The sequence below is a fragment of the Fervidicoccus fontis Kam940 genome, from assembly GCF_000258425.1.
In the GTDB taxonomy this organism is placed as follows: Archaea; Thermoproteota; Thermoprotei_A; order Sulfolobales; family Fervidicoccaceae; genus Fervidicoccus; species Fervidicoccus fontis.
On the sequence record NC_017461.1, the window covers coordinates 32,496 to 55,618 of the forward strand.

Sequence of the window (23,123 nt, forward strand, 5' to 3'; positions counted from 1 at the left end):
AGAAACTCTACTGAGAGAGTGAACACGGGGAACCCAATGTCCGCTTCCTCAGGCTGTCTGAAAGTCAGGCTGGAGAAGATTGGACATTATACGATAGGCAGGGAATTCCGTTTCCTTCCTCCGAAGATTTGGAGAGAGCGCTTAAGCTCGCAATCTGCGAGTCGCTTGCATATTTGATCATTGTTCTCCTCATATCATCATCTTTTTATTTCCTTTCAAACTAATTCGATGTGGGTGAGAGCATTGTCCACGATGAGTATAAGATCCTGGAGGAATGCTGAGCTCCTTCGAATAGATGAGATCATTCCTGCAGAGGATATAGAGGAGCCGAGGTTGAAATATTTGCTCGCTTCTCTGAGAGAGAAGAAGGTCCTTCACAGACCAATTATCGTTGAACACAGGAAAATGCTGGTTATAGATGGGCATCACAGGCTAAGAGCTCTAGAAGCCTCAGGGGCTAAGCTAGTTCCTGTCATACTTGCAGACTACAGAAGTGATGTTAGATCTGTTGGAAGGTGGATGTATATAGGTTCGTGGAGCATCGATAGGGAAACAGTTCTCAAAAGAGGGCTCGAGGAATTGGAGCACTTGGTAAAAAGAGGAGGGAGCAGGAAGATAGAAGCTAAGGTCAGAAATGAAACGATGAACATAAAAGCTGACAGGCTCGATGCCTATATCTCCCTCAAGTATTCCGAATTGCTTAGGAGAGTGATGAATGAACTGAGCAAGGTCCCATTCGATGAGGGAAAGTGCAGATCTTCCGAGATTTGCCTCTCTTTTCCAGAGCTAGAGATAGATGACATGTACAGGATCCCCTATACTTCTCTCCTCCCTCCGCGCTCAACACTGCATGAAACGAGCCTTAAGGAAATAGAGGTCCCCTTCAAGTTGAATGATCTAGGAGGTAAGTTTTAAATGAGGGTTGCCTTCCTTTCTGGAGGAAAGGACTCTTATTACGCAGCATACAGGAGCAGCTCGGGCTTCGATATAGGCTTGTTCCTCGTTTACGATTTCCCGAGGCCGAGCCCCCATTTTCTGAACCTGGGAAAGAGCATAGAAACGATCCTCCTAACTGGAAAACCTGCGGTAGTTGCGAAGCTGGACAAGGGAAAGGAGTTTGAGGAAACAGTATCTATACTCAAGAGGCTCGGAGCAAGTGAGATAATAGCTGGGGATGTTTACATTGAGGATCACTTGAAGTATATGGAGAGCTTGGCGAGAGAGTCAGGTGCAGCTCTGATCGAGAGCCTTTGGGGTCTAGACAGCGAGGAAGTATTGAGGAAAGAGATGGAGGATGGGATAAGGGGTCTGGTCCTGGGATCGATTTCTTCGATAGACAAATGGATAGGAAGAGAGCTGAACGCTGGAAGCGTTGACAGCTTCATTGAAGATGCGAAGAGAGCTGGAGCAGATCCGCTTGGGGAGAATGGAGAGTATCACACAATTGTTACCTTTGGACCTATGCACAGGGCTCCCCTTTCCTATTCCAGAGTTTCAATTGAGGACTACGATGGATACAAGATCCTGAGGCTGATCTGAACTTGAGGACCAACGCTCCTTGTTGGTACTATTCTTATGCCTTATTCAAAATTCTGAAGGTTGTAGTAAAGGAGAGCAATTGCGACTGCATAGCTCTCAGCGGAGGGATAGATTCCTCAACAGTCCTCGCAGCCGCTATTTCAGAGGGCATTAAGCCCAGGGGCTATGCTTCAGTATATAGAAATGGTCTCCCTAAAGATATTGCGTTTTTGAACTACATCTCTAAGCTCTTCAACTTGGAAGTGAAATATGTCTTCATTGATGACCAGGATATTGAAGGGCTGAGGAAAAGCATCGTCGAATGCATCGGAGAGGAGAAGCTGAACTCCCACGAAGATGGAGGATGCATAGAGTTCAGAAATGATGCTGTATTTTACTCAGTGATCAGAAAGGCCAAGGAAGATGGATGCAAATGCATTTATACTGGAAGCGGGGGCGATGAGATATTCGCGGGATACAGCTTCCTGCTGAGCAAGGAAAGCGATGAGCTAGACTCATCTATAAAAAAACTGGCTTACGGCAGATTCCCCGAGCTTGAAATAGCTGAGTGCCTGAAGATGAGAGCTATTGCGCCTTTTCTCGATAACAGGTTGAGGAGCTTCGCTCTGAGCATACCTGTAAATTGCTTGAGGTCAAATGAAATGAAGGGAAAGGATGTTCTGAGGGAAATTCTCAGAGGAGTTGGCTTGAAGCTGATAGCTGAGAGGGCAAAGGTTCCTGCGGAAAGTGGTTCTGGGACAAGGAGCATGTGCACTTCCCCCTTAGATGAATATAGAGAATAGAAAAGCTATTTTTGCTGAACGAATTCACGGTTCAGAAACTGAATTGAATCCCTTTTCATCTCCCTGAGAGGAGTATGAGTGCAGGAAATTCCGAACAAACGACCATTCCACTGCATTGAAGGCATATATACTATTAACCTCAGTCTTTCCATCTTCGTTATTGGAAATATCTTTATAATTCAGGATGAACAATAAATTTCCTATACAAGAATCTGTTAGATAGGATTGAGACAACGTTTTACACGTTCCAGGCTCACCGTGAATCTATCAGAAAGAATTGAGAGCCAGAATCCCTCCATCTTTCTCTCGGATCTGAAAAAGCTGAACGGAAACAGAAATTTTCAAACTTTCCTGCTCAATTTGAGAAAAGAGCTTTCAGTTCATAAAAAATTGAAGTATAGCATGGATCCCATGGATGTCGCTCCAATGGTTTATCAGGTCTATGATCTATTTTCTTGAGCTTCTCCTGTTTTACTTAAAAAGCGATTCAAGAATTCCTCCGTAATCTTATTTGCTATCTTCCTTACATCCTCTTCATCGAAGTCAAGAGTTGGAAGTTTGTTTATTCCCTCCTTTGCAACAGTTATCTCATAAGTAGGCTGTATCCCCTTCTGTTTCAGCACGTTAGAAGCACACATGAGCTGGCAACCGTTAATAGCTATTACTGCTCTAGCTTTCTTGAAGATATCTAAGTGAAGCTTGCTTCCAGAAGCTACTGCCGAGAGGCAGCACATCCTCACCTTGTCCGGAAACGTTTTTGTGAGCATTCTGGCAACTTCGTTGCCTATCTGCCCAGTTGAAGAAGCTCCATCGCAGGTCGCAACAATTATCAGACCTTCAGCGTAAGTGCTGCAAGAAGGGAGAAGCTGATATTTACTTGTTTTCTCAGAGCTCATCAAGGTAGTTCCCCTTCCAAATGATAGCAGTCAAGACTTACTCTGATAAAACATGTCTTAATAAATATTAAATATATATTTGGTGAAATTCATGGGAATCTCTTTTCCCTCCTTGTTTATTTCCGATACTTAAAACACTTTTCTCCATAGCACACCAATTTCTCTATAGCCTTACCCTCAACCTCTTTGCTGCTTCTCTGTAAACGTGATCAAGGAACTCGTAGTTCTCCAAGATGCTGAGCTTCTCCAGCTTATCAATCATCCTAGAGAGCGTCGATTTGGGCATAACTATCCCGAACTTCTCCCCAATATACTTCCTCACATCACTCCAGCTTCTCTTTCCATTCGCTATTGCTTCGAGGACCATCTTCTCCCTGTCACTGAGCTTCGATAGCTCGCTCAGGGCAAGCTCTACAGCAGCCTCCCTTATGTCATCCATCCCCCTCTTCCCATCGATGTATTTCCTGCCGAAGAGGACGAGCCACCCAATTATTTCGTCGAAGAACTCCACAGCTTCCCTAATCTCTTCCTCTGGTGGTTCAAAACCTTCCTCTCTGAACCCCCTCCTCAAGAATTCCTCGGACATCCCCCTGGAGAATCTCTCCACGCTCACCTCATAGATCCCTCTTCCGTAGAGAGGGGAGGAGGGGTTCTCTGTCCCCAGGAATTCCCGGAGGAGCCCAATCTCGGAGCCAGCAACGATGAAAGTTATGTGCTCCAGGTTGTCATAAGAATATGCGATGAGGTTCTTGACTTCAGCGGAGAGGGGAGGTCTAAGGTTCTGAACCTCATCCAACATGACGACGAACCTCCCTCTTCTTGTTTATTTCTGTCAGCAGCCCCGCGAGGCTGAGAGAATCCCTCCCTTTCCATCTGATCTCTAGGGAGAGCCCGGCGACTTCGACTCCCCCTTATCCCCTCGGGAGCTTCTTCATTTTGGCGATATTGCTGCTCATCGCATCCGCTACCCTCATGTACATATCATCCCTTTTGACTAGGCCCCTCATGTCTAGGTAGACCCCATCTACCTCGTTTGCGAGTACCTTCAGCACGCTGGTCTTGCCTATTCTCCTTATTCCCAAGAGGGCAATCAATGGATACCGTTTGTCCCTAGATGTTCATTCCAATCATTTTATATAGGTTCTTGGTCGCATCTAGGGACTTCCACCTCGCCCACAGGTCACGAGCTATCGCTGTGGGCTCATGGGTGGTTGTCGAGCCCAACGGCACGAGGCTCCCATCTAGGGGAGACCTGCCTAGGCTCGGAGCAGTGCTCCCATCGCCTAGGCGGATCTTGAGGAGGTTCCAGACGGCTACCACGTCCCTGTGCCAGGCCTCGCCGCCCTTAGTGCACCTCCCGAGCCTGGATCCATTCTCGTAGGCGATCTCCGAGCAGTGGATCGGGCAGAGCCTGGACGTATTCCTCGGGTTCACGTAGACTACCGGAAGGCCGTGTTCTCGGGCTTTCTCCTCAATCGCCTTCTGCATGCCTCTAAAGGCGGCTTGGAATATCCTGTGCCTCAACTGGCGATCCCTTATCCTGGAGACCATCTTCTCACCGGGTCTCCTGCCGAGCCTCTCCATGACTATGGCGTAACCTCTCTTGGAAGCCTCTCTCACAATGATGTTCGCAATCTTCCACCTCGCGTCATCTTTCTTTTCCTTTTCCTTGAGCTTCCTCAGGATCCTCTCTTATTCTTTCTCGAAAAAAAGGTGCCCGAGCCAATATCGAGAAGCTCTTCTCCAATCGAGAACTCTTTTTCCCAACTCCTATTTACTTTCTGTGGATCGATGGTCGTTCGATCCTTTCGGTGAACTCCCCCTCCATATATTCTCCGTCGACATACCCTGAAATATCCTCTTTCTCGGATCTTTAAACGGATGGAAGCATGCATTCTGGATATAGATTTTCTCAATCCGCATCTCTCTCAGAGGATGCAGGAGGATTCGTCCTGAAGAGAGAGGGAGGGGTGGAGGATGAAATGAAGCGGTTGGAAAGCAGGCTGAAGCGGGCCGAGAAGCTCCTCGGGAGCCACAAGCTCCCGATGAACAGGATCAAGAACATCATCGAGACCAGCGTGGACTGGAGAGTTTGCTCTCCTGATACGATCAGGAGGATCTCGAAGGAGCTGAAGGAAGCCCAGTCTATAGATTGAGCGAACGAGGGAATCCTTCTATGGAAGAGTGCTCTGGTTGCAAGGAGTTGATCTGGGACTACAGGACGGGGGACATCATATGCTCCGAGAGCGGAGAGATCTGCGAGAAGATATACGTGGAAGAAGATGCTCCTGCGAGAGTAGAGGGGGAGGGGAAGAAGTCCAGGGGGAGGAAGAAGGACCTACAGAGGTCCTACAGGGCATATTTCAGGCTATTGAAGAAGGCGAAAAGAAAGGGGCTCCTGATAAGCGAGGAGGGCTTCATGCGCTATCTCAGCTCAGGCAAGCAGGTCATGGTCTTCTCCCATCCCAAGACCCCCTCCCTCATGCGCTTCATAATGGAAAATGAGATCATCAGGAGGGCTTTCGAGAGGGTGAGCAGGGATCCCAGGTTCTCCGGGAGGACTCTGAGGGCCAAGGCGGCTGCAGCGATGATCTTGGCTTCAAGCGACAGCATTGCGCGCATAGCCGAGGTGACCGGGCTGAGCCCCGAGCATATAGCGAGGCTGAGGAAGCTTCTTAAGGAGGACAGCTTTTAAAGGGAGATTTTTTCTGGGGATGAGAATGGAGTTCGAGGCCAGGCTCTTCAGGTTCGTGAGCACGGGGGACATCTCAATTTTGAACGAAAGGGCTTTCTCCTTCTTCAGGATGAAGCACCTCCTCTATTTCTTAATTTCTATCTTCTTCCTGTGGAGGGGGATGAATGGGAGCCCCTCCCTCCTGGCTATGGGATCCACGCTGGTCGCTTTCTCTATCCTAACTTCCCTGCTGAGCAGAGGGGCTATGAGCTTCGAAGCGAAGATGATGGCTCTCCTATCTTCTATTCTCGAGATGACCGTCTCGCTGGGGAGAGAATATGAAGGTTAAGTTCGGCTATAGAGTGAAGGGATCCTTCGAGATACCGTTTGGAAATTACAGGGTGGAGCTCTCTCCATACGATTTGGAGAGCATAGTCCTGAAAGGCTACGTTCTTCATCCCAGAATAACCCCCAGAGGGATCCTGGGGAACGCTTGGGTCGAGAGCATTGAGAACTGCGAAAACGCCGTTTTCTTGAACGAGGACTCGTATATTTGCAGTGCTCTCGCAGGACTTTCACACGAGGAAATGGGGGTAGCCCTGATCAAAGGCATAAAGGAGTACATCGTTGAGCTAGGGAACGGAGCAAGATATAAGGGGGAAAGGGCAGTTTTCTCATCGGCAGCGGGAGCCTCTGTCATCGCCCTCTACGATCCTCCCTACACCCATGTCTTCACAGCAACGCAGGAAGGTTCTACTGTTCATGAGAGGGTCTACAGGGGGGAACCCGAGAGGGTTAGCATAGGCTACAGGAGCTTTTCCGTAGTCTATAGAGATGGGAGATCGCAGATCTTTCACGCAGACGAGATAAGTGAAGCGGGCTTTCCCATCGATGCTCTAGCTCATTGCAATGGCACCGTCCTAGGAAAAAGCTCTGGATGGCTCATTTGGATGGATTCAGAGATGCCGAAGCCAACCACCATAGTTGAGAGCGAAAAGATCAGCTTCATTGGCTTCCAAAGCGGGCTCCCCATCTTCAAGATAGAGAATAAGCTCCTTCGATTAGAGGGAGGAGCGCTGATAAACGTGGAGATACCTGATGCTTCAGGATTCGTTACTGCGAGCAATGTCATAGTCATAAATCGAGACGATGAGCTCTTCGTCTATGATGCGAACCTGAAGCCATATATGAAGATGAGGAAGGATGCTTCTTCGAAGTGCTTTGCTCATGAAAGCGAGGTCTTCTGCTGCACTGAAGGCATTTGCGGGTTTCTTGAAAGAGGGGAAAGCGAGCTTCAAGCTTCAGCAGACATCTCTAGCGGTTCTCACACTCTCCATATCGCAGCGACCGATTTCCCCTTCTACATTGTCTCAGAGAATGAAGAGAGAAGAGGGGGAGAGATAGAGATGAGGGAGGAGAGAGCGACGATACTTGAGCCGTTTGAGTTCTTGGTGGAGCTGAGGCACCTGCTGGGTTCGCACAAGCTATACCTCCTATCGCCTGAAGCTGAAGTCTCCATCGACGCGGAAGCGAAGATTCTCACTAGCTCTGGAAGACACGAATGCGGGGGATCGGCCTACGGGAAAATAAACGTGAAGAGAGTCGAAGCTCCTGAGAGGATCAAGCTCTTCGCCCTGGGAAAAGATCTCAAGGAGGGCGAGAACATAGAGCTCTGCCTAGAGAAGGCTTCGGAGACTATAAATGTTGAGGCCTTCGATGCTATATCTAATGTCAGGAAGGAAATAGCGAATATAAAGCCGAGCATAACCTACATCGGTTCTCCCTCATCTGATATCAAGGTTGTACATGAATATGATGAGAGCGTGATCGAGATCGAGAGCGATGCTGAGGTGAGGAATCCAATACTGCACTGCAGGAATGGTGATTTTCCCCTTCAGGGAAAGATCAGCGAGGTCAAAGGGTGCGTGGCTCCCGCTTTCATAACTTATGAGCTCTACAGAGAGGGTTTCATTTTTCTTAGGAGGAGGGATGTTGTGCTCAAGGGATTGATTGACTTCCTGCCTCTGAGCATAAAGGAGTCTGGACTGAACGAATATAGCGAGGGGGGCTTCGTGGTGAAGATTGCGGTTCCAGAGCTACCAAACATCGATCCCCTGAGCAGCTTTAAGCTCAAGGTCGGAAGAGGTGCTGAGCTCTATTTCAAGAGCAAGCAAATCGGAAGGATCGCCATCCTGCTGGGGGATAGGAGCTTTTTGAAGACAGCAATAGTCAGGGCTGGGATGAATGTTTTATATATTCCCTTCAGCTCGAGCTATTTCCTAACTTTCGATAATGGTCATAGAACATACAGCTATAAGCTAGAAGTTCCAATCGAAGAACTGATGAGAATTGCCGTGAAGCAGGCAGAAGCCCTAGCGATGAAAACTGAGCAACGCATCAATTTTATCAATCTGCAGCAGCTTTGAATCGATTTCTTCTCTTAGTCTTGCTTATTTTCAACTTGGCTCTGTTGTTGGGAGGCAGGTTGTGGTAAAATTTTCCAAAAAGTTATTCAGCAAAACCTTCTGCTACAAACTACTGAAGCTGTCTCACTTTTCGCAATATTTCCCGAGCTATTTCGGGAAGTATTTAAACCCCTTATAAATGCAAAATTCAGACAAAATTCTATATATAATTTCAACATGTTATTCCATCAAAGCAGGAGACATTATAAATGAATAACTTATTTGTTAAATTATTATATACTTTTAATTATAATTTCCCAGAAATTTCTGGGAATTGATGGTCCTTTCGCGATCTTTTCGAGCGAGAGCGAAAAGCTTTTATTGATAATACCGCACAAGTTCATGAATTAAGCGGAAAATTTGTAAGGGCAAAAAGCTTTTATTGATAATACGCCATTATAAATAGTAAGAATGAACGCTACAAATAGTGCAGAATCTACTAGATAGAATTGAAAGTTTTTTTCGATCCATCTTCCGGATTTCTGTATACCACGAATCTACTAGATAGAATTGAAAGCTTTTCATGACCTTTGGAATGGTGTTTCCCTATGGAGAAGCAGGTTGTAAACCGCGAACCGGAGAAGAGGATAGACCCTCTGGTGAAATACGCAGAGTGGAACAGCCTCGACGTCAACGAGAACGCGAACAGGTACATAGGACCCACTGGGTTCTTCAGCTACCTCCTCGAAGATTACATGAAGAGGGAGCTCCTCGGGCTCATGCCAAACAGGGTTCTCAGATCCCACTCGGAAGGACTCATCTATATCCACAAGCTCCCTCACAGCATCTACATCCCGTATTGCTCGGGCCACAGCATAAGCAGGCTCCTCGAAAAGGGTCTGGAGACTTTCACCGTAGTGTCTAGACCGGCGAAGCACTTCGATACATTCGTAGATCACGTCGCAAATTACCTCATAACCATGCAGCACTACTTCACTGGAGCTCAAGCATTCTCGAGCGTCGAGTGGTACGCTGGCCCATTCATAAGGAATGATGGGCTCGATAGCAGAGAGGTGAAGCAGCACATCCAGAGGCTGCTCTTCAACCTCAACTACCCAACGAGGGTTGGAATGCAGACGCCCTTCACCAACTTCACGGTCACGATGGACGCCGCCAGGAAGGCTCTGGAGGGAGACAGCGCCGTATATGATGGGAAGAAGCTCAATCCTCTCGGAGCATACGAGGACGAAGCTAAGACCTTCTTCAAGGCGATGGTAGAGCTGCTCATGGAGGGGGATGCTCTCGGGCAACCCTTCACATTCCCGATCCCGACCCTCATGACAACAGCTTCGTGGCTCTGGGAGGACCCAGAGCTCCATGAGCTCATATTCAGGGCAGCAGCCAAGAAGGGAAGCTTCTACTGGCTCAACACGAGGGTCGTTGATCCCGATGCCTCATTCGCGATGTGCTGCAGGATAGCGATAGACAGGAGCGAGCTGACCTACGCCCTTTCTGGGAAAGGTAAGCCAGGTCTGGGAAGCTTGAAGATGAGGGACCTGGAGGAGGTTCAGAACGAGTACTGGAAGAAGATGGAGAGGCAGAGCTTCGGGGGAATATGGGCCATGCCCGACATAACTGGAAGCGTCAATGTTGCTGATGTGAACCTCCCCAGAGTAGCTTTGGATGCCCAGAGCGAAGAATCAAAGTTCTGGGAGCTGTACGAGGAGAGGCTCATGCTCGTGAGGGAGGCTGTGGACTGGTTCAGGCAGAGATATGTTAAGCTCATGAAGCAGTACCCGAGCCTCTATGGAATGATTCTGAAGTACATGCCCGAGTTCCCATCGAGCCACTTCAATACGATAGGCTTAGTTGGCTTGCCCGAAGCCGCGGCGATATTTATGGCTGATCCGAAGCTCTGGTTCGAGGGTTCGAGGAGCAACAAGATGAGCGCAGCCGATCTCATGAGGAAGATGGTGGAGTTCGCAACGAAGCATGCGAGGGAGTGGATGAGGGAGAGCGGTGTGCCCTGGAACGTCGAGGAGGTACCCGCTGAGTCCGCTTCTCCGAAGATGGCAAGCATGGACCTGAAGCTTTACCCCCATCTCTCTGAGTATTTGCCAGATCCCAGCGAGCCCGTTTACAGCACGAGCATCGCCCCATACTATGGGAGCATAGAGCTGCCGGAGAGGATAGAGATAGAAGCGAGGGTGCAGAAGTTCTTCACTGGAGGAGTCATGATGCACATATTCCTCGGGGAGGAGGCTGAGCCGGAGTCCCTAGCTAAGCTAGCTAAGAGGATGATGGAGATGGACCTAGTATACTGGAGCTTCACTCCTTCCCTAACTTACTGTCCCTCGTGCAGGAGAACCTTCACTGGCCTCCACACAAAGTGCCCGGTCTGCGGGAATGAGAATGTTGAGATATGGAGCAGGATTATCGGCTATTACAGGCCGCTGAAGAACTGGAACCCGCAGAGGAGGAAGGAGTTCTGGACGAGGAAGCACTACTCCTGGTGAGCTCCAGCTTTGAGCGATGCGAGGCTGATCGGGGCAGGCTGGAAGAGCATTAGCCTCATCGACGTCGTGGATTCAGTGACCTTCACTGTATGGCTCTGCGGATGCAACCTCAGCTGCCCCTTCTGCCACAACTGGAAGCTAGCTGGCAACAATCCAGAGAGGTGCGACTTTCTGGACAACAGGAGGCTCCTCGAGGATGTCGAGGCATCTAGAGGCCTGATCGATTTTCTGCATGTGACTGGAGGGGAACCCCTGGTTCAGTACATTGAACTCGGGAAGCTTCTTCGGACTTTGAAGGAGAGCTATGGCATCGAGGTGAGCTTGAACACTAACTTGACCCTCACCTCTCCCTTGAGTAGAATTATTGAAGAGGATCTGGTGGATCACCTCGCTACGGACTTCAAGGTACCTCCAGATAAGATGTTCGGCTTGAGCTCACTTCTCGCACAGAAACTCTGGCAGAAATATGAAGAGGGCCTCTCGCTCGTCGCAGATCACCAGCTCCCGCTCGAGCTGAGGATCCCGATAGCTAAGTTCACCACCCCCGAGCTCCTCGGAGAATATCTAAGAAGAGTGGAGAGGAGCCTCTCCAGGCTAAGCAAGCTGGTCATTGTTATCAACCCCCTGCTTGGTGAGCCAGCAACTACTCCAAGGGATAGAGAGTGGTGCTCCTCTCACTGCAATCCAAGCAACGACCGATTGGATGAGATAGCTGAAAGTGTGAAAAAGCTCGGCTTCGAGGTCAAGATCAAGAAGTGGGTCCTGGGCTGAGAAATGATGCAAAAGATGTGGAAAAACTATAGTTCTTTATCCTTTCATGGGGCGATATTTCTCTGGTTGCTCTTCTTTGTTTTGTGTGAAATCGTTCAGCTTATAGTCCCATTTCACAGCTGTGTGGAGCTCTCGAAAATTTCTTTCAATGATCGATCATAAGATCCCCGGTAGAAAGTACAACAAGAGAGAAATTTTTTCTCGCTATTTTTCAGAGTAACATCCTATCCAAGATGAGAGAGGAATTAAGATGGTAGAAGGAATCGAGACTGCGCATGGTAGCTTGGATTTAGAAGGGCTGGTAAAGGAGAAGCCGATCGCTGTGTGTGTCATTAGTTCAACGCTCACATCTACAATACCGAATATATCATTAGCAGGAGAGATATCCATAGCAACCCTTTTCACTCCCACTCTCGATGTAGAATACGTCTTCTATGGAAAGCCCATGAGCATAGATATTATTCCAACCACTCCCAGCGGGATACCAACTCCAGCTCTCATAACAAGAGTAGCGCTCCAGCTCTCAGGGATCCCCTTCATAGCAGTTGATTCAGGTTCATATATTGAACCCAGGATGCCCTTCATTGCCTTGCCGAGTAGGAGGGTCGGGGAAGATAAATGAGGAGGAAGCTCTCCCGAGAGGCACTTCGAGGAAGCTCTTTCTCGAGGCGAAGAGTCTGGGAAAAGTCCTCGGATCCCTCTCGAGAGTCGTCATGGTCGGAGAGAGCATGCCTGGTGGAACTACGACTGCCCTCTCCATACTGAGAGCCCTCGGAATAGGCGATTACAACTCCACGAGCAGCTCCTCGAATATTAATCCTGTAGATATAAAGAAGAAGGTGGTGGAAAGAGCCTTAGAGAGGGCGAGAGGGGTGAGCGATCCCTTCGAGATAAATGATATCGCTGGAGATCCTCTGCACATATCTGTAGCAGGTATGGCAGTCGGGATATTGAGTGCAAACAGCTACGCGATACTTGCTGGAGGAACTCAGATGCTCGCAGCTCTGGCATTGATGAAGTCCTCGGGTGAGAGCTTCAATGAAGAGAGTGTGGCAATAGCGAGGACGAGATGGGTCTACGAAGATAGGGGAGAGGAAATGGTCAAGATAGTGAAAAGGATATCGCCGGGATCATCGATCCTCTATATAAACTTGAACTTCTCGGATTCTCCTTTCGAAGGTCTCAGAGCGTTCGAGAAAGGCTTCGTGAAAGAGGGGGTGGGAGCAGGAGGGGCATCGATACTTGCCATCTCGAGAGGAGTGAGTATGGAAGGTCTGAAGGCATCTATTTATAAGGAGTATGAGAGTCTCATAGAGAGAAAGTGAGGCTCTATGGCAAAAGTAATTGATGAGAGCAGCGACTTCCTTCTCATAGATCTCGAAGGAGAGCTCATGTCTCTCTCTACTTCAGGCTGCCCGAAGGTATATGAAAGAGCGAGATATTTAGCCTTCAAGAGGGTGCCGAAAGGCTTCGAGCATGTTGATCTAGATGAATACTGCAGAGAGGTATCGAGGAGCCTCGGAGTTGATATCGAGGAAACAGCCCTTTTCTTCACTGCAGTGGACCTGAGGAATTACTCGAAGGGATCATACAGCCATAGAGGAGTGAAAGCTGAGGCGTTCGTAACCTATGGCGTTGACTCACCATCATGCTTCGAGGAAAGAAGGCGGGAAATTGGGACGATAAACGTCGCAGTAATAGTAGAGAAGCCCATGAGCAGGGTTGGGCTCCTCGATCTCTTCAGGACAGTCTCTGAGATAAAGGGCATGTCGATATCGCTCGGAGGTCCTATGTGCCCCTCTCATTCCTCAGTAGGAACGGCATCCGACGCAACAATGGTAGCATCTCCTCAAGGCGATGAGAGTTTTGGTGGGATAGCTACGGATGTAGGCATCTCTGCTTCTCTAGCGCTTCTCGAGGCGATCTCCCAGCAAATTGCATCGATACCCCTGACCTTTAACTTTTGCCCCATGTCATGAAGGAAGCCTATCAAGAAAGCATCTTGAGATTCTGGTACATCCTCATATCTTTTACCATAAACCTCGACAAAAATTTCGAAGGCCCTCCCTACAGCGTAGCTGTGAAGAAGAAGCGATATCGATGTCCAGTACTTCGCAGGGGTAGATGATATAGGTGGAGGAAGCAGAGAATAGGCGATTTTAAGGTCGCGAGCGTAACCCAATATTGATTCACTCTTACATCATTTCTTATATGATTTTGTTTTTTAATATTTAAAACTTACCCGCCATTTGGTCAAACTATGACAAGGGGAGGGAGAGAATGTCAATTTAATAATGTATGGAAGGTTTTTTAGATCAGACCACAATTTATAAGGAGGTCGATAGTAGATGAACATTAAAGGCTACAGGGTAATCGTGGAGGTCGAGTCGAGCCAGCCAGTAGTGGAGTTCACAGGGAGGTTGGTCAAGTCATTCGTTTTCGCTTTGAACCCGCATTTGGAGCTCATGAAAGGCTTTGAAGGAATTTTGTCGCCACTGCACATATCCCCACTCTTCAAAGTGAAGCTTGACCACGACTTCGGTGAGCCGGCTTACACATTTGCTGTTGTTTCAAAGAAGGAGGAAAGGGAGATAGAACCCCTGAACTTGAACGGAGAGTTCGTATTTCACGTTGGGGGAGATGAGAGTACAGTGAACAACGTAGTGGATAAGATAGGAAAAATCAATGGTTCCATCTTTCTCAGGATCCACGACGCCTTGGTCAAGTATAAAGTTGAAAAAATAGTGGACGTTACCGAGGAGGTATTTGGAAAGGTATATCAAATAACTGACAAGGTTAAAGTCTACCTGAAGTCACCGGCACAAATATTCAACCCCTATGCATCTACGAAACTCCCAAAATTCACTCCTTCTGCGATTGAAGTACTGATCGCCCCATATGCTATATTGAACCGAAATTACACGATAACGGAGAGCTTAGTCGTTTCCTCTTTTCCAACTATCGGGAAACTGGTGGAAACTTGGTACAGCATAAAGACTTTGAGGCCTATAGCAATATTCTTCAAGGGAAAGAAACAAGTTAACCTGGCAGGAAGTATAACCTATTTGATTCAGAACGAGAATGCTAAGGAGCTCGAAATGGTGCAGAAAACTCTGGCAGTTGCGGAACTAGCAGGTATAGGTAGATCGCGTCAGAATGGTTTCGGAACAACAGTCGTGGTCAAGTAAATAGAGGGGAGGTTTCGCTTCAGATGTCCAGGAAAGTATTTATAAGCTTTTCCGACAAAAAAATACATGTCTGCAAAGCTGACGGGATCCTTTTTGTCGGTGAAAATTGGGGTCCCGCATAGAATTTCCCGCATGTCAAAGCCCCGGTTGAAAATAAGCAAGACTAAATCTGCCAGATAGAAATGAAGGGGAGGATAAAAAAAGAAACAGAGCTGATTTCACTGTAATTAAGAGTCAAGGAAAAGGGAGATCTCTCCCAGTCCTATTCCCCTGCTTTTCCCTACCCCAACTATCTCCGCGATCTTAAGTAATCTAACAAAAGCTCCAGCAACCCCCTCGTTCATTGCCCTGTAGTTGATCCAACCGATTATTCCCCTGCCTCTCCTCATATTTCCCTTATCATCCTTTCCAAGCAAAACAGTGACAGGTTTGAGCTCGTGATCGACCTCTTCTACGAACAGGTCAAAGAAGCGAAGCGCCATGTAGGGGACCCTTTGATCCTTTTTGCCTATTTCACCCAAGTGCTCTAGCAGGTTCTTCAAGACGCTGCCCGCGAGCAAACCAGGAGTTGGTAACAGGGAATAGCTATCCTTCAGAGCAGAAGCTCTCTTCGAGAGCCATGGCGGTGTTGCTATCTTCTTGCTCAATATCGTCGGAGTTAGGAATCTCACCCTCACGGATCCCGCTGTTGAAGCAGGAACTTCCCGTATGATGTCGATCGTGGTCACCTCTAGCTCAACTTCGCCATAGGGAGTTTTGACCGAGACATATGGCTTCGGAAGGTAACTCATCAATGCATTGCTATCAGATATCAGGACGATCTCCGCCTCATAGAACTTATCAGGATCCATATGAAGGAGACCCTTTTTCCCCTCGAGAGCTACAAGCCTCCCTCCGCTGCCAGGAAGCCTGAGTGCCTTGTAGAGCACTTTTCTAGGTCTCTTCGATTCAGCATACATTTCCCATATATTGTGCAGATCTTCCGAAGATGCTACCGCGGCTTTGAGCAGGTTCGAGCTCAATGGCGGAAGCATTATGAAGTCTCTCGACTTGACCCTGTAGCTTATTCTAATCAGGCTTCTCGTTCTCAAGAACTCCTCTACAATCGCGTTCACTTTTTTGAGCATTTCAATCAACGCCATCAGAGTGGTTTTTTTCTCCTTCAGATGGAAGTACGTTCCTGAAAGCTCTGGAAATAACCATTCCCTTGGGTGTGAGTTTGTACAGATCTTTCCTTCCTCTCTTTTCTGGTGTTATCAGCCCCAGCTGTCTGAGTAGCTTCACTGATCTGAATACTGTTGGCTTCGATTTTCCAAGCTCACGGGAAATATCGTCGAGCGTCAGCGCTTCCTTTCTGGAAATCAAGTCAAGAACTCTCAGCGACAAGCTGGATAAAAATGGCTTGACAGTTATGTAAGTAAGAAAAGATATATCGTATCTACCCTTCAGATCTTCGGTCCATATTCTGATTTGGAGCCTATAGGGATCCACAGAAGCAATAGCTGCTCCGAGGGTTATTATACCGATGAGCCTCATTCCACTGCTAACATCTATTATGATGCTCGATTCTTCTAGATCGAGAAGCCTCTTTGAAATCTCATGAAAAGCTTCATGTGGTGAAGAGAAATCTATTTCCCATACTTCCACGCTTCTTTCAACATACTCTTTGATAAAAGTTGTTATTTCATCGAGAGCTTTCAAAACCTTTTCGTTCTTGTCGTTGTTTATAACTGCTATGAAGAGATCTGCATCAGGCTGTTCTAGAATCGTCTTGAATATGAATTTCGGATCGAATCCAACGGTGAAAATGACCGATTTCTTCATTACTTCATCTCTCCTCTATACATGACAAGTCGAAATCGACGAAGAATTTCTTTTTAATGTTTCTCTCTTCACCCATATCGCTTTCAACTTGGCTAGCAGAATAATTGTCGCTCATGATAAGTACCTTCAGAATATGCTGAGCCATCATCGATACCTTCGCAGCTTTCGGTTCATGCATTTCAAATATATTCCACGCTAAATATCTTTCTGTAAACTCTTTATAAGTTTCAATTAATCCTTTGAGTTCTTCATCTTCGACTTTCTCCCTCATTTCCAGCCATTCTTCCAGTCCCATCCCATTGACCACTTTAGCGAGAAAGTCCCTTAAAATGAAAGGTATTTTACTTCTATAGGTACTGTTAAGGAATCTCCCATAAAATCGATTTATTATCGCTAAAGTGCTTAACCTATCTCCCATTGCCAGGTGGTGAGCACGCACAGCGAGATGCATTGAGATCGGAACTGCATAGAACGAGAAATCATCGGGTTTCATGTTCTTCTTTAATTCAAGTTTCTTCGAAGCGATGTGCATTACTAGGCTGGAAAGGATCTCATGTCCTGCGAAGCTTTCAGGTGGCTCCTTGGTTTCAGGATTATGATAAAAAATTTTCCCCATATCGTGAAATATAATGGTAGAAACCATCGCCATGTCCAGCTCTCTTTCCGGGATGCCGAGCCTCTTAGATAGCCTCGCTGTGTATTTCCTACGTTTGTAGCACTTCTCATAGAAATCTATCATTTTTTTAATATGTTCATCTAACATCTGTCCTTTTCTAGCCCAAAAGCTCATTATCGTCCACCGTAAGCGATGTCCGCATATAAATCTTCTGATATGCTAATGGACTCGATGCAGTTCTCTTTCAAATAAAGGTTAACTTTTTCTATACTTTTCTCTCTACTGAGCATAGCTTCAATCTTATTTATAAACTCTTCTTTACTCAACACCTTCCCCTCCTCTCTGCAAGTTTCGATGTTGCGAATTTCGTTCAAGAGCCTATCTTTAGGGTATGCGAAGAGATCCTGAACAGGTATAGAAACGCTGTCTCCTCTCCTCCCCTCGATAAAAGCATTTATGCTAACTATCCTTCTTCCGAGCTCTCCAGTTAAGAAATCATTGATGTTTAGAGGTTGATCTCGCGGAGAGAGCGATAGTATGTCCTTTCTATATTGGATGTGCTCCTCGTCGCTTCTCATCAGACCATCCCACTCTTCTACTAGCTTCATATAGCCTATTTTTCCCTCTTTCCCCAATGGTGCTTTGAGTGCGACCCTATTGAGCCTCTCAACTAACAGGTCTTTCGTCGCCTCAACTTCTTTTGCATCATAGGGTCCTCGTCTTTCTGTAATCAGTATCACCAGCTCTCCATCCACATCTTCATCCTTCCTCAGGAGCCTGCCTGCCCTCTGTATCAAGCTGGGGAGAGGAGACAGTTCGGCAACCATGAAATCGCTGCTAATATCGATTCCAGCCTCTACAACGCTAGTCGCCAGTGCTATATAGCTTTCTCCCCTCTTGTACATATCCAAGAGCTCCGAAGTTCTCTCTTCTCTATCGTTCTTCGAGAGGAGACCGTGAAGAAGTATGGGCCTTTCTCCCAATTCTAATAGCTTTCTCTGAGCTTTCAATACTGTTTCCCTGGTATTCAGTATTATGAGGACCCTTTTTCCCTCTCTCTTTCTCTTAATTGCCAAAGAGAGAGAATCATCCAAACTTTCGCTCATTGATATGCTCACTCTCTTGGCAAGAGCTTTTTCTTCGAAATCTTCATCTCTGCCGTCCGCTTCCCCGCACTTTTCTCCATATAAGCACTCTGTATACTTTATATCAATTTTCAGCATATCCCTGGTCGTTTCCAGCAACTTCTTCGCATTACTGATCATGGATCCAGGTATCGTAGCCGAAGCCAAAACCACCGTCGCACCTGTCCCCAAAAGATAGTAGAGCGTGTTATAGAACATTTGCTTCATGCCTTTCTCCAATACCATCAGATGAGGCTCGTCTATGAACACTAGAGACTCGCTCACGTTGCTCCTCGATACGGGATAGTGACCCCTCGTCGAAAAATCCTTCTTGAAGAATCCGCGGAGAAGGGCTTTCAATTCTGGAATTGGAATCTTGTGCAAATGCATGCCTATAGTGTCTATGGTCGTGACGATGACCTTTTTATGGAAAAAAGGCGACTCTCGGCGCTCCATATATTCCCTCGCTAAGATGTCAGAGTTCTCCCTCAAACAGGGGACCCGTTCTGCTAGCTTTCTGTACAGATCCTCATTCAAAGTTCTCAGGGGGGAAACATAAACAGCCCTCTCTATGTTCCCATTGCATGTCATCTCTGCAAATTGGAGAAAAAGCTCCGTCTTTCCATAACCTGTGGGTAGCCTCAGGACTCCCAGTCCTGGCACGGAGGGATCGAAAAAATCTTGAAACTCAGTTATGAGGAGCCTCATAGGAATCCCTCGTTATGCGCATAAACACCTCAAGCCTTCTTTATGAGCTTCATGAGTTGCCTGAGTACTCTGGGGTCTCTGAAAGTATATTCAGCATCCCCCGAGAGTCTAGAAAGTCTATAGACGTTTCCATAAGGATCGATGCCTGAGAGGATATTCCAGAGGCTCCTGACCATTGCGCTCATCGTCGAGAGATCTCCCCATTTCTCCTGGCAGATCGCTGAGCTTCTGCCCGCGGCAGATCTCAGGGTACACTTCAGCAAGTCCTCGATGCTTTTTTTCAGCGTTCCATACTCCACACCCGTGATGAGGGGCTGAAGCATTTGATAGAGCGAGCTGAGGCTTATGGGGATTTCTTCTGTCACTATGTATGCGTTGTTCCCAACGGAGATCCTTTGATAGCTGAGGCTTATGACACCCGCTCTACCTAGTATTTGCGGGCTCATGTTGAGGAATAGTAACAGGGTATAGGCTTCTCCATGAGAAGGCGGCTCTTTAACCTTTATGGGAGCTTCTGAGAAGTCTTCTATAACGGAAGTTATAACGCTAGCTGAACCTATATTCTGGATTTCGGATAATATGAGGTTTTCATCAATCAACAAGCTGAGGAGTGTATCTCCGAAGTAGCCAGAGAAAGAGGCCAGCCAACCACCACCGAGTATGCCGTACCAAAGCGGAGAAATCTTCATATCGCCCTTGAATTTCAGCGAGAGGTAGTTTCTTCCATATTCATATTTTTCAAGCTTGAGTACCTGTAACTGGGCAAAGTCAGCCATGTCTCCTCCTAAATATAGAGTATCACCCGAAAGATTGATGCTTTTCAGCTCTGTTTCGAGGGCGATGTTGCCGATCCTGGATATATACATAGGCATGCTATCTACAACTTTCTTGAAGAAGGAGCAAATGGTGTCATCATCGCTGATGGAAAAGCCAAGCTTTGATGAAAGTCTTTGGGCTACCCACTTATAATCGTTGATATTCAGTTTAATACGGGGGCAAGGAAGTCTTTCACTATTCGTGGCCAATAGCTTTGACTTATACATATTTGTGATTGAGGAAAAAGCCCCATTGAGGACAAGGTCAGGCGAACCACTGAAAACAAGAGAGTCTCCAGCTATATTGACTCCACTAGGTGCATAGCCCGCCATGAATGAGGCGAAGTACAGAGAGAGCCTCCTCGCTGTCTGAAACTCGAAAGGCGGAATTTTCATGATAAATCCTCTTTCCCCCATCGTTCTCACCATTCTATCAGCTTTATCTCATTCTCCTCGATAGCGTATGCGCAGATATCTCTATCCGAATATACCCTGAGCTTCTTCTGCGTGAAAACGCTGCCGTCGTATGCGAAAGCCACCTTAATTGTCGGCATCCCCATCGACGTGGGACCTGACATTTTCCTCCAATCGTAATGCTCGACGATTTCAACCACTCCTCCATCAAAACTCTCTACCTTGAGACCAATCTGTGTAAGGGGAACAGTGTAATCGGTCACGAATTCCTTATTGCATATTTCTTCAGCTACTCCATAAGAGACCTTTGTTGGAGAAATGAGAGATTCTTTGTCTCCCAATCTTACCATGGAGAAAGATGCAGCTATAACTTCCTCCTTCCATCGGTGTCCCAGATTCCTCGAGGCAGCATCCTCATCGAACAGATATATGACGGAAAGATCTGACTCTCCGCTGACATAGAGCCTCTGGTAGGCGAAAGCATCGCTCTTAAGTTCTCTTTCATTCTTCTTGTAGAACCACATTTTCGTCACAGTGCTATAAGGAAGCAGCGATAGACCGCTTCTGAAATACACTCCTCTGAGCGAAGAAGACAGCAACTTCGGCATGTAGTCTTCGCTCGATTCTGGAAAGTTCTTCAATTTTGCCAATGGGTAGGAAAGTGCCCCAATCAGCGTAGTTGGTGGCGGTAACCTGAAAGATGTCCTGCTCTTTGTAGCCGTAATTATTCCGAAATTCACCGCTGAGGATACGGGCAAAAAATTAACTTTTAGAAAAAAGGGTTTATTCTGAGTCATGGACCCTCTGCACCTAAACGACTCAACACGATTCTCGTTAATTCTTTGAAGAACTCCTCGGGCGTTTCTGTTGACTTCACCCCTTCGACTTTTTCTCCGTAGACTATCACATCCTTCCAGAACTCCAGTTCAAGATTTTTCATCAAGTCGGCAGTTTTTTCCACCTTCTTAATGGTTTCTTCTATGTATCTCTTTTTCTGGGGGGGCACGGGTGCTATGGGAACAGGGTGACTTACTACTCCAACTAGGCTCTCTACACTCAATATTGGATTGAACCTGCTCCTCTTCGCTCCGAACTGCTGCGCTCCAAATGTAAGTGATAAGGCTAAGAGCGCCGTTTTTACTCTCCTGAGCTTTTCAGCATTATCTACAACATCCTCTTTTCTTATCATGCTCGTTTTTCCGATATTCGAAACATCAAGGAAGAATGAGATCCCATATACAGTGGAGGCTACTTCAACGTAATAGATCATCTGCGACTTTCTCTTTCTCTCCTCTTTCTCTGTTTTCTCTTTTATTTCCTCTTCTGTTTTCTCTTCTATTTCCTCTTTAGAAGCTATCTGTCTGGTGTGCATTTGAGCTTCTATCACCGATTCAGCTACAGCATCTTCTATGGGGGTCGCATACCCAACATAAAAGAGGCTGGTCCTTCTGATTGGAAGTTCTTCGGCAAGCATGAAACCTCCAATATCGGCGACAAGGCTTTCCTTGATGGCGACCCTTTCAAACTCATGTTGGAAATCTTCCACAGTTTTTTTGCTTCCTTTATTTGATTTCGCTTGTTCGAGGATTTCTTTCAGAGAGTCAGTTATGTGTTTTTTATCGGAGAACTTTATCATCTCGTTCCTCATTGCCCATTGGTCGATCGGTGGAGGATTGATCTTTTCCTTTTCGTATATCAGTTTTGCCGCTTCGACTAAGTTCGATTGAAATGCATGTCCTAGACTTTCTCCGCTGATTGCTGGAACATATATGACTCTGTACCCCTCCGACGTCTTCATTATATATGGAACTCGCCGATGCTTTGAAACGTTTCCAATGGTCTCTGTCATATTCAGTGCCTCAGCGTTTGCAATAACTCTTCCTGAAATGTATATGTATACCATTACGCAACAACCCCCTCTGCTTTATTTTCTTCGCTTTCTTTCTCATGAGTTAGCGAGAGAGTTGCCAAAATGCTGCCAGCGATTTTTCCCTTCTTTTCATCCATCAGGAGCCTGATGGTGATTTCCACGTCCCTCTGTGGAGGAAGTCTATTGGGATCTTCGCTCGCTATCATCCTGAGGGCTCTCCACAGAGATTCTACTCTCAGTTCAGGTTTCTGAGAATCAGCAATGACATCTATAGTGTTGTAGGCCTTATTTTCTATAAGAAGGTTCAATGCCGTCGCAACCCTCCTGAGGGCCCACCACTCTGAAGGTTCGAGCTTTTCGGCCATATTTATCACTATAATAATCAAACGAAGAAGTTGTATTTAAACTTTTGTTTTTTAGATATATTAATTTTAAAAGTTTTATTTCATTTTTATGAAATAAAATTTTCTGCACAATAGGATAGAATTGGGTACTCTTTCAATTCTATCTAATAGATTCTTTTTCAAAATGATCAATTCTTTTTCGAAAAGTCATTCTTTCAATTCTATCTGGCAGATTCAATATCCAATCCTTACCATGCCCTTCATAATATGTACTTTCAATTCTATCTAACAGATTCTTGAACAGTATGGGGGGGATCCTCGCGAGACCAATACTTTCAATTCTATCTAACAGATTCCCCGCAGGCAGGCGATAGAAAACATTGTTAATGCGCTCTTTCAATTCTATCTAACAGATTCTAACCGGGCTGGTTTGTGCAGTATTCGACGGGATCGCTTTCAATTCTATCTAACAGATTCGCAATTTGCTAATTGCCACAAGAATAAAACAACTACTCTTTCAATTCTATCTAACAGATTCAGCAGTCGGGCCACGTTAATCCGGGGCTAATTTCCCTTTCTTTCAATTCTATCTAACAGATTCACTCTCAATGTCAGCGTTACTAACTCGCAGCTAAAT

26 protein-coding genes and 1 CRISPR repeat array (1 of these 27 only partly in view) are annotated in these 23,123 nt (G+C 46.5%); of the genes, 13 read left to right on the forward strand and 13 right to left on the reverse strand.

Translation table 11 applies throughout. The annotated features are described in order from the left end of the window. Positions 1–64: 64 nt before the first annotated feature. Positions 65–193 carry a hypothetical protein gene (locus FFONT_RS07150; RefSeq protein ID WP_280101537.1) on the reverse strand — a complete coding sequence of 43 codons (129 nt, stop codon included), beginning with the start codon at positions 191–193 and terminating at the stop codon, positions 65–67. Between the two features lie 59 nt (positions 194–252). Between FFONT_RS07150 and FFONT_RS00165 the strand changes: the two genes are divergently transcribed. The 3 genes from FFONT_RS00165 to FFONT_RS00175 are packed head-to-tail and all read left to right on the forward strand — an operon-like array spanning position 253 to position 2,321. Further along, a complete protein-coding gene (locus tag FFONT_RS00165; protein WP_014557185.1) occupies positions 253–915 on the forward strand; it encodes a ParB N-terminal domain-containing protein in 663 nt (220 codons plus the stop codon). After that, positions 916–1,539, forward strand: a complete 624-nt coding sequence (locus FFONT_RS00170) for a TTX_0299 family putative ATP pyrophosphatase (RefSeq protein WP_014557186.1) — start codon at positions 916–918, stop codon at positions 1,537–1,539. A 2-nt stretch (positions 1,540–1,541) separates the two neighbouring features. Further along, positions 1,542–2,321 (forward strand): asparagine synthase C-terminal domain-containing protein, encoded by a 780-nt coding sequence (locus FFONT_RS00175; RefSeq protein WP_014557187.1) that lies wholly within the window; start codon positions 1,542–1,544, stop codon positions 2,319–2,321. Between the two features lie 440 nt (positions 2,322–2,761). Here FFONT_RS00175 and FFONT_RS00180 read toward each other — a convergent pair whose 3' ends face one another. The 4 genes from FFONT_RS00180 to FFONT_RS00195 form a co-directional block, all read right to left on the reverse strand. Beyond that, entirely contained in the window at positions 2,762–3,217 is a 456-nt protein-coding gene (locus FFONT_RS00180) for a putative zinc-binding protein (RefSeq protein ID WP_014557189.1), read from the reverse strand. Between the two features lie 163 nt (positions 3,218–3,380). Beyond that, positions 3,381–4,016 (reverse strand): AAA family ATPase, encoded by a 636-nt coding sequence (locus FFONT_RS00185; protein ID WP_148683418.1) that lies wholly within the window; start codon positions 4,014–4,016, stop codon positions 3,381–3,383. A 112-nt stretch (positions 4,017–4,128) separates the two neighbouring features. After that, positions 4,129–4,311, reverse strand: coding sequence for a hypothetical protein (locus FFONT_RS00190; RefSeq protein ID WP_148683419.1), 183 nt, complete (start codon positions 4,309–4,311; stop codon positions 4,129–4,131). A 16-nt stretch (positions 4,312–4,327) separates the two neighbouring features. Beyond that, positions 4,328–4,837: an IS200/IS605 family accessory protein TnpB-related protein gene (locus FFONT_RS00195; RefSeq protein WP_014557190.1), complete on the reverse strand. Its 510-nt coding sequence runs from the start codon at positions 4,835–4,837 to the stop codon at positions 4,328–4,330. A 269-nt stretch (positions 4,838–5,106) separates the two neighbouring features. Between FFONT_RS00195 and FFONT_RS00200 the strand changes: the two genes are divergently transcribed. The 10 genes from FFONT_RS00200 (at position 5,107) to FFONT_RS00245 (ending at position 14,771) form a co-directional block, all read left to right on the forward strand. After that, positions 5,107–5,373 (forward strand): hypothetical protein, encoded by a 267-nt coding sequence (locus FFONT_RS00200; protein ID WP_014557191.1) that lies wholly within the window; start codon positions 5,107–5,109, stop codon positions 5,371–5,373. A 20-nt stretch (positions 5,374–5,393) separates the two neighbouring features. Then, positions 5,394–5,912, forward strand: a complete 519-nt coding sequence (locus tag FFONT_RS00205; protein ID WP_014557192.1) for a hypothetical protein — start codon at positions 5,394–5,396, stop codon at positions 5,910–5,912. Between the two features lie 25 nt (positions 5,913–5,937). Beyond that, positions 5,938–6,240 carry a hypothetical protein gene (locus tag FFONT_RS00210; protein WP_014557193.1) on the forward strand — a complete coding sequence of 101 codons (303 nt, stop codon included), beginning with the start codon at positions 5,938–5,940 and terminating at the stop codon, positions 6,238–6,240. A 184-nt stretch (positions 6,241–6,424) separates the two neighbouring features. Continuing rightward, the gene (locus FFONT_RS00215) at positions 6,425–8,317 is read left to right on the forward strand and encodes a hypothetical protein (protein WP_148683420.1); all 1,893 of its coding nucleotides are present in this window, start codon (positions 6,425–6,427) and stop codon (positions 8,315–8,317) included. Positions 8,318–8,904: 587 nt separating this feature from the next. Beyond that, a complete protein-coding gene (locus FFONT_RS00220) occupies positions 8,905–10,812 on the forward strand; it encodes an anaerobic ribonucleoside triphosphate reductase (RefSeq protein ID WP_014557196.1) in 1,908 nt (635 codons plus the stop codon). A gap of 9 nt (positions 10,813–10,821) precedes the next feature. Next, positions 10,822–11,583, forward strand: coding sequence for an anaerobic ribonucleoside-triphosphate reductase activating protein (locus FFONT_RS00225; protein WP_014557197.1), 762 nt, complete (start codon positions 10,822–10,824; stop codon positions 11,581–11,583). 250 nt (positions 11,584–11,833) lie between these two features. Further along, positions 11,834–12,205 carry a nicotinate-nucleotide--dimethylbenzimidazole phosphoribosyltransferase family protein gene (locus tag FFONT_RS00230; protein ID WP_148683421.1) on the forward strand — a complete coding sequence of 124 codons (372 nt, stop codon included), beginning with the start codon at positions 11,834–11,836 and terminating at the stop codon, positions 12,203–12,205. Beyond that, positions 12,168–12,908: a nicotinate-nucleotide--dimethylbenzimidazole phosphoribosyltransferase family protein gene (locus tag FFONT_RS00235; protein ID WP_148683422.1), complete on the forward strand. Its 741-nt coding sequence runs from the start codon at positions 12,168–12,170 to the stop codon at positions 12,906–12,908. The genes FFONT_RS00230 and FFONT_RS00235 overlap by 38 nt, the downstream gene beginning before the upstream one ends. A gap of 6 nt (positions 12,909–12,914) precedes the next feature. Beyond that, entirely contained in the window at positions 12,915–13,562 is a 648-nt protein-coding gene (locus FFONT_RS00240; protein WP_014557198.1) for an adenosylcobinamide amidohydrolase, read from the forward strand. 441 nt (positions 13,563–14,003) lie between these two features. Beyond that, complete coding sequence (locus FFONT_RS00245) at positions 14,004–14,771, forward strand: Rossmann-fold NAD(P)-binding domain-containing protein (protein WP_148683423.1); 768 nt, start codon at positions 14,004–14,006, stop codon at positions 14,769–14,771. A 227-nt stretch (positions 14,772–14,998) separates the two neighbouring features. Here the strand turns inward: FFONT_RS00245 and cas6 are convergent, their stop codons facing one another. From cas6 to FFONT_RS00285, 8 genes are read right to left on the reverse strand one after another with little or no spacing between them, the layout of a single operon-like run. Continuing rightward, positions 14,999–15,898, reverse strand: a complete 900-nt coding sequence (cas6, locus tag FFONT_RS00250; RefSeq protein WP_014557200.1) for a CRISPR system precrRNA processing endoribonuclease RAMP protein Cas6 — start codon at positions 15,896–15,898, stop codon at positions 14,999–15,001. Between the two features lies 1 nt (position 15,899). Then, positions 15,900–16,595, reverse strand: a complete 696-nt coding sequence (csa3, locus tag FFONT_RS00255; RefSeq protein ID WP_014557201.1) for a CRISPR-associated CARF protein Csa3 — start codon at positions 16,593–16,595, stop codon at positions 15,900–15,902. Between the two features lie 4 nt (positions 16,596–16,599). Next, positions 16,600–17,385 carry a hypothetical protein gene (locus tag FFONT_RS00260; protein ID WP_014557202.1) on the reverse strand — a complete coding sequence of 262 codons (786 nt, stop codon included), beginning with the start codon at positions 17,383–17,385 and terminating at the stop codon, positions 16,600–16,602. Next, on the reverse strand, positions 17,385–19,043 hold the full coding sequence (gene cas3, locus FFONT_RS00265) for a CRISPR-associated helicase Cas3' (protein WP_014557203.1): 1,659 nt from the start codon (positions 19,041–19,043) through the stop codon (positions 17,385–17,387). Before cas3 ends, FFONT_RS00260 begins: the two co-directional genes overlap by 1 nt. Before the next feature lie 29 nt (positions 19,044–19,072). Then, positions 19,073–20,287, reverse strand: a complete 1,215-nt coding sequence (locus FFONT_RS00270) for a hypothetical protein (protein WP_014557204.1) — start codon at positions 20,285–20,287, stop codon at positions 19,073–19,075. Beyond that, entirely contained in the window at positions 20,281–21,069 is a 789-nt protein-coding gene (gene cas5a, locus FFONT_RS00275; RefSeq protein ID WP_148683426.1) for a type I-A CRISPR-associated protein Cas5a, read from the reverse strand. Before cas5a ends, FFONT_RS00270 begins: the two co-directional genes overlap by 7 nt. Continuing rightward, entirely contained in the window at positions 21,066–22,175 is a 1,110-nt protein-coding gene (cas7a, locus tag FFONT_RS00280) for a type I-A CRISPR-associated protein Cas7/Csa2 (protein ID WP_014557206.1), read from the reverse strand. The genes cas5a and cas7a overlap by 4 nt, the downstream gene beginning before the upstream one ends. Beyond that, complete coding sequence (locus FFONT_RS00285; protein WP_014557207.1) at positions 22,175–22,507, reverse strand: hypothetical protein; 333 nt, start codon at positions 22,505–22,507, stop codon at positions 22,175–22,177. Before FFONT_RS00285 ends, cas7a begins: the two co-directional genes overlap by 1 nt. A gap of 130 nt (positions 22,508–22,637) precedes the next feature. Continuing rightward, a CRISPR array of direct repeats spans positions 22,638–23,123; the repeat unit is 24 nt; unit sequence CTTTCAATTCTATCTAACAGATTC; it runs 576 nt beyond the window's last position.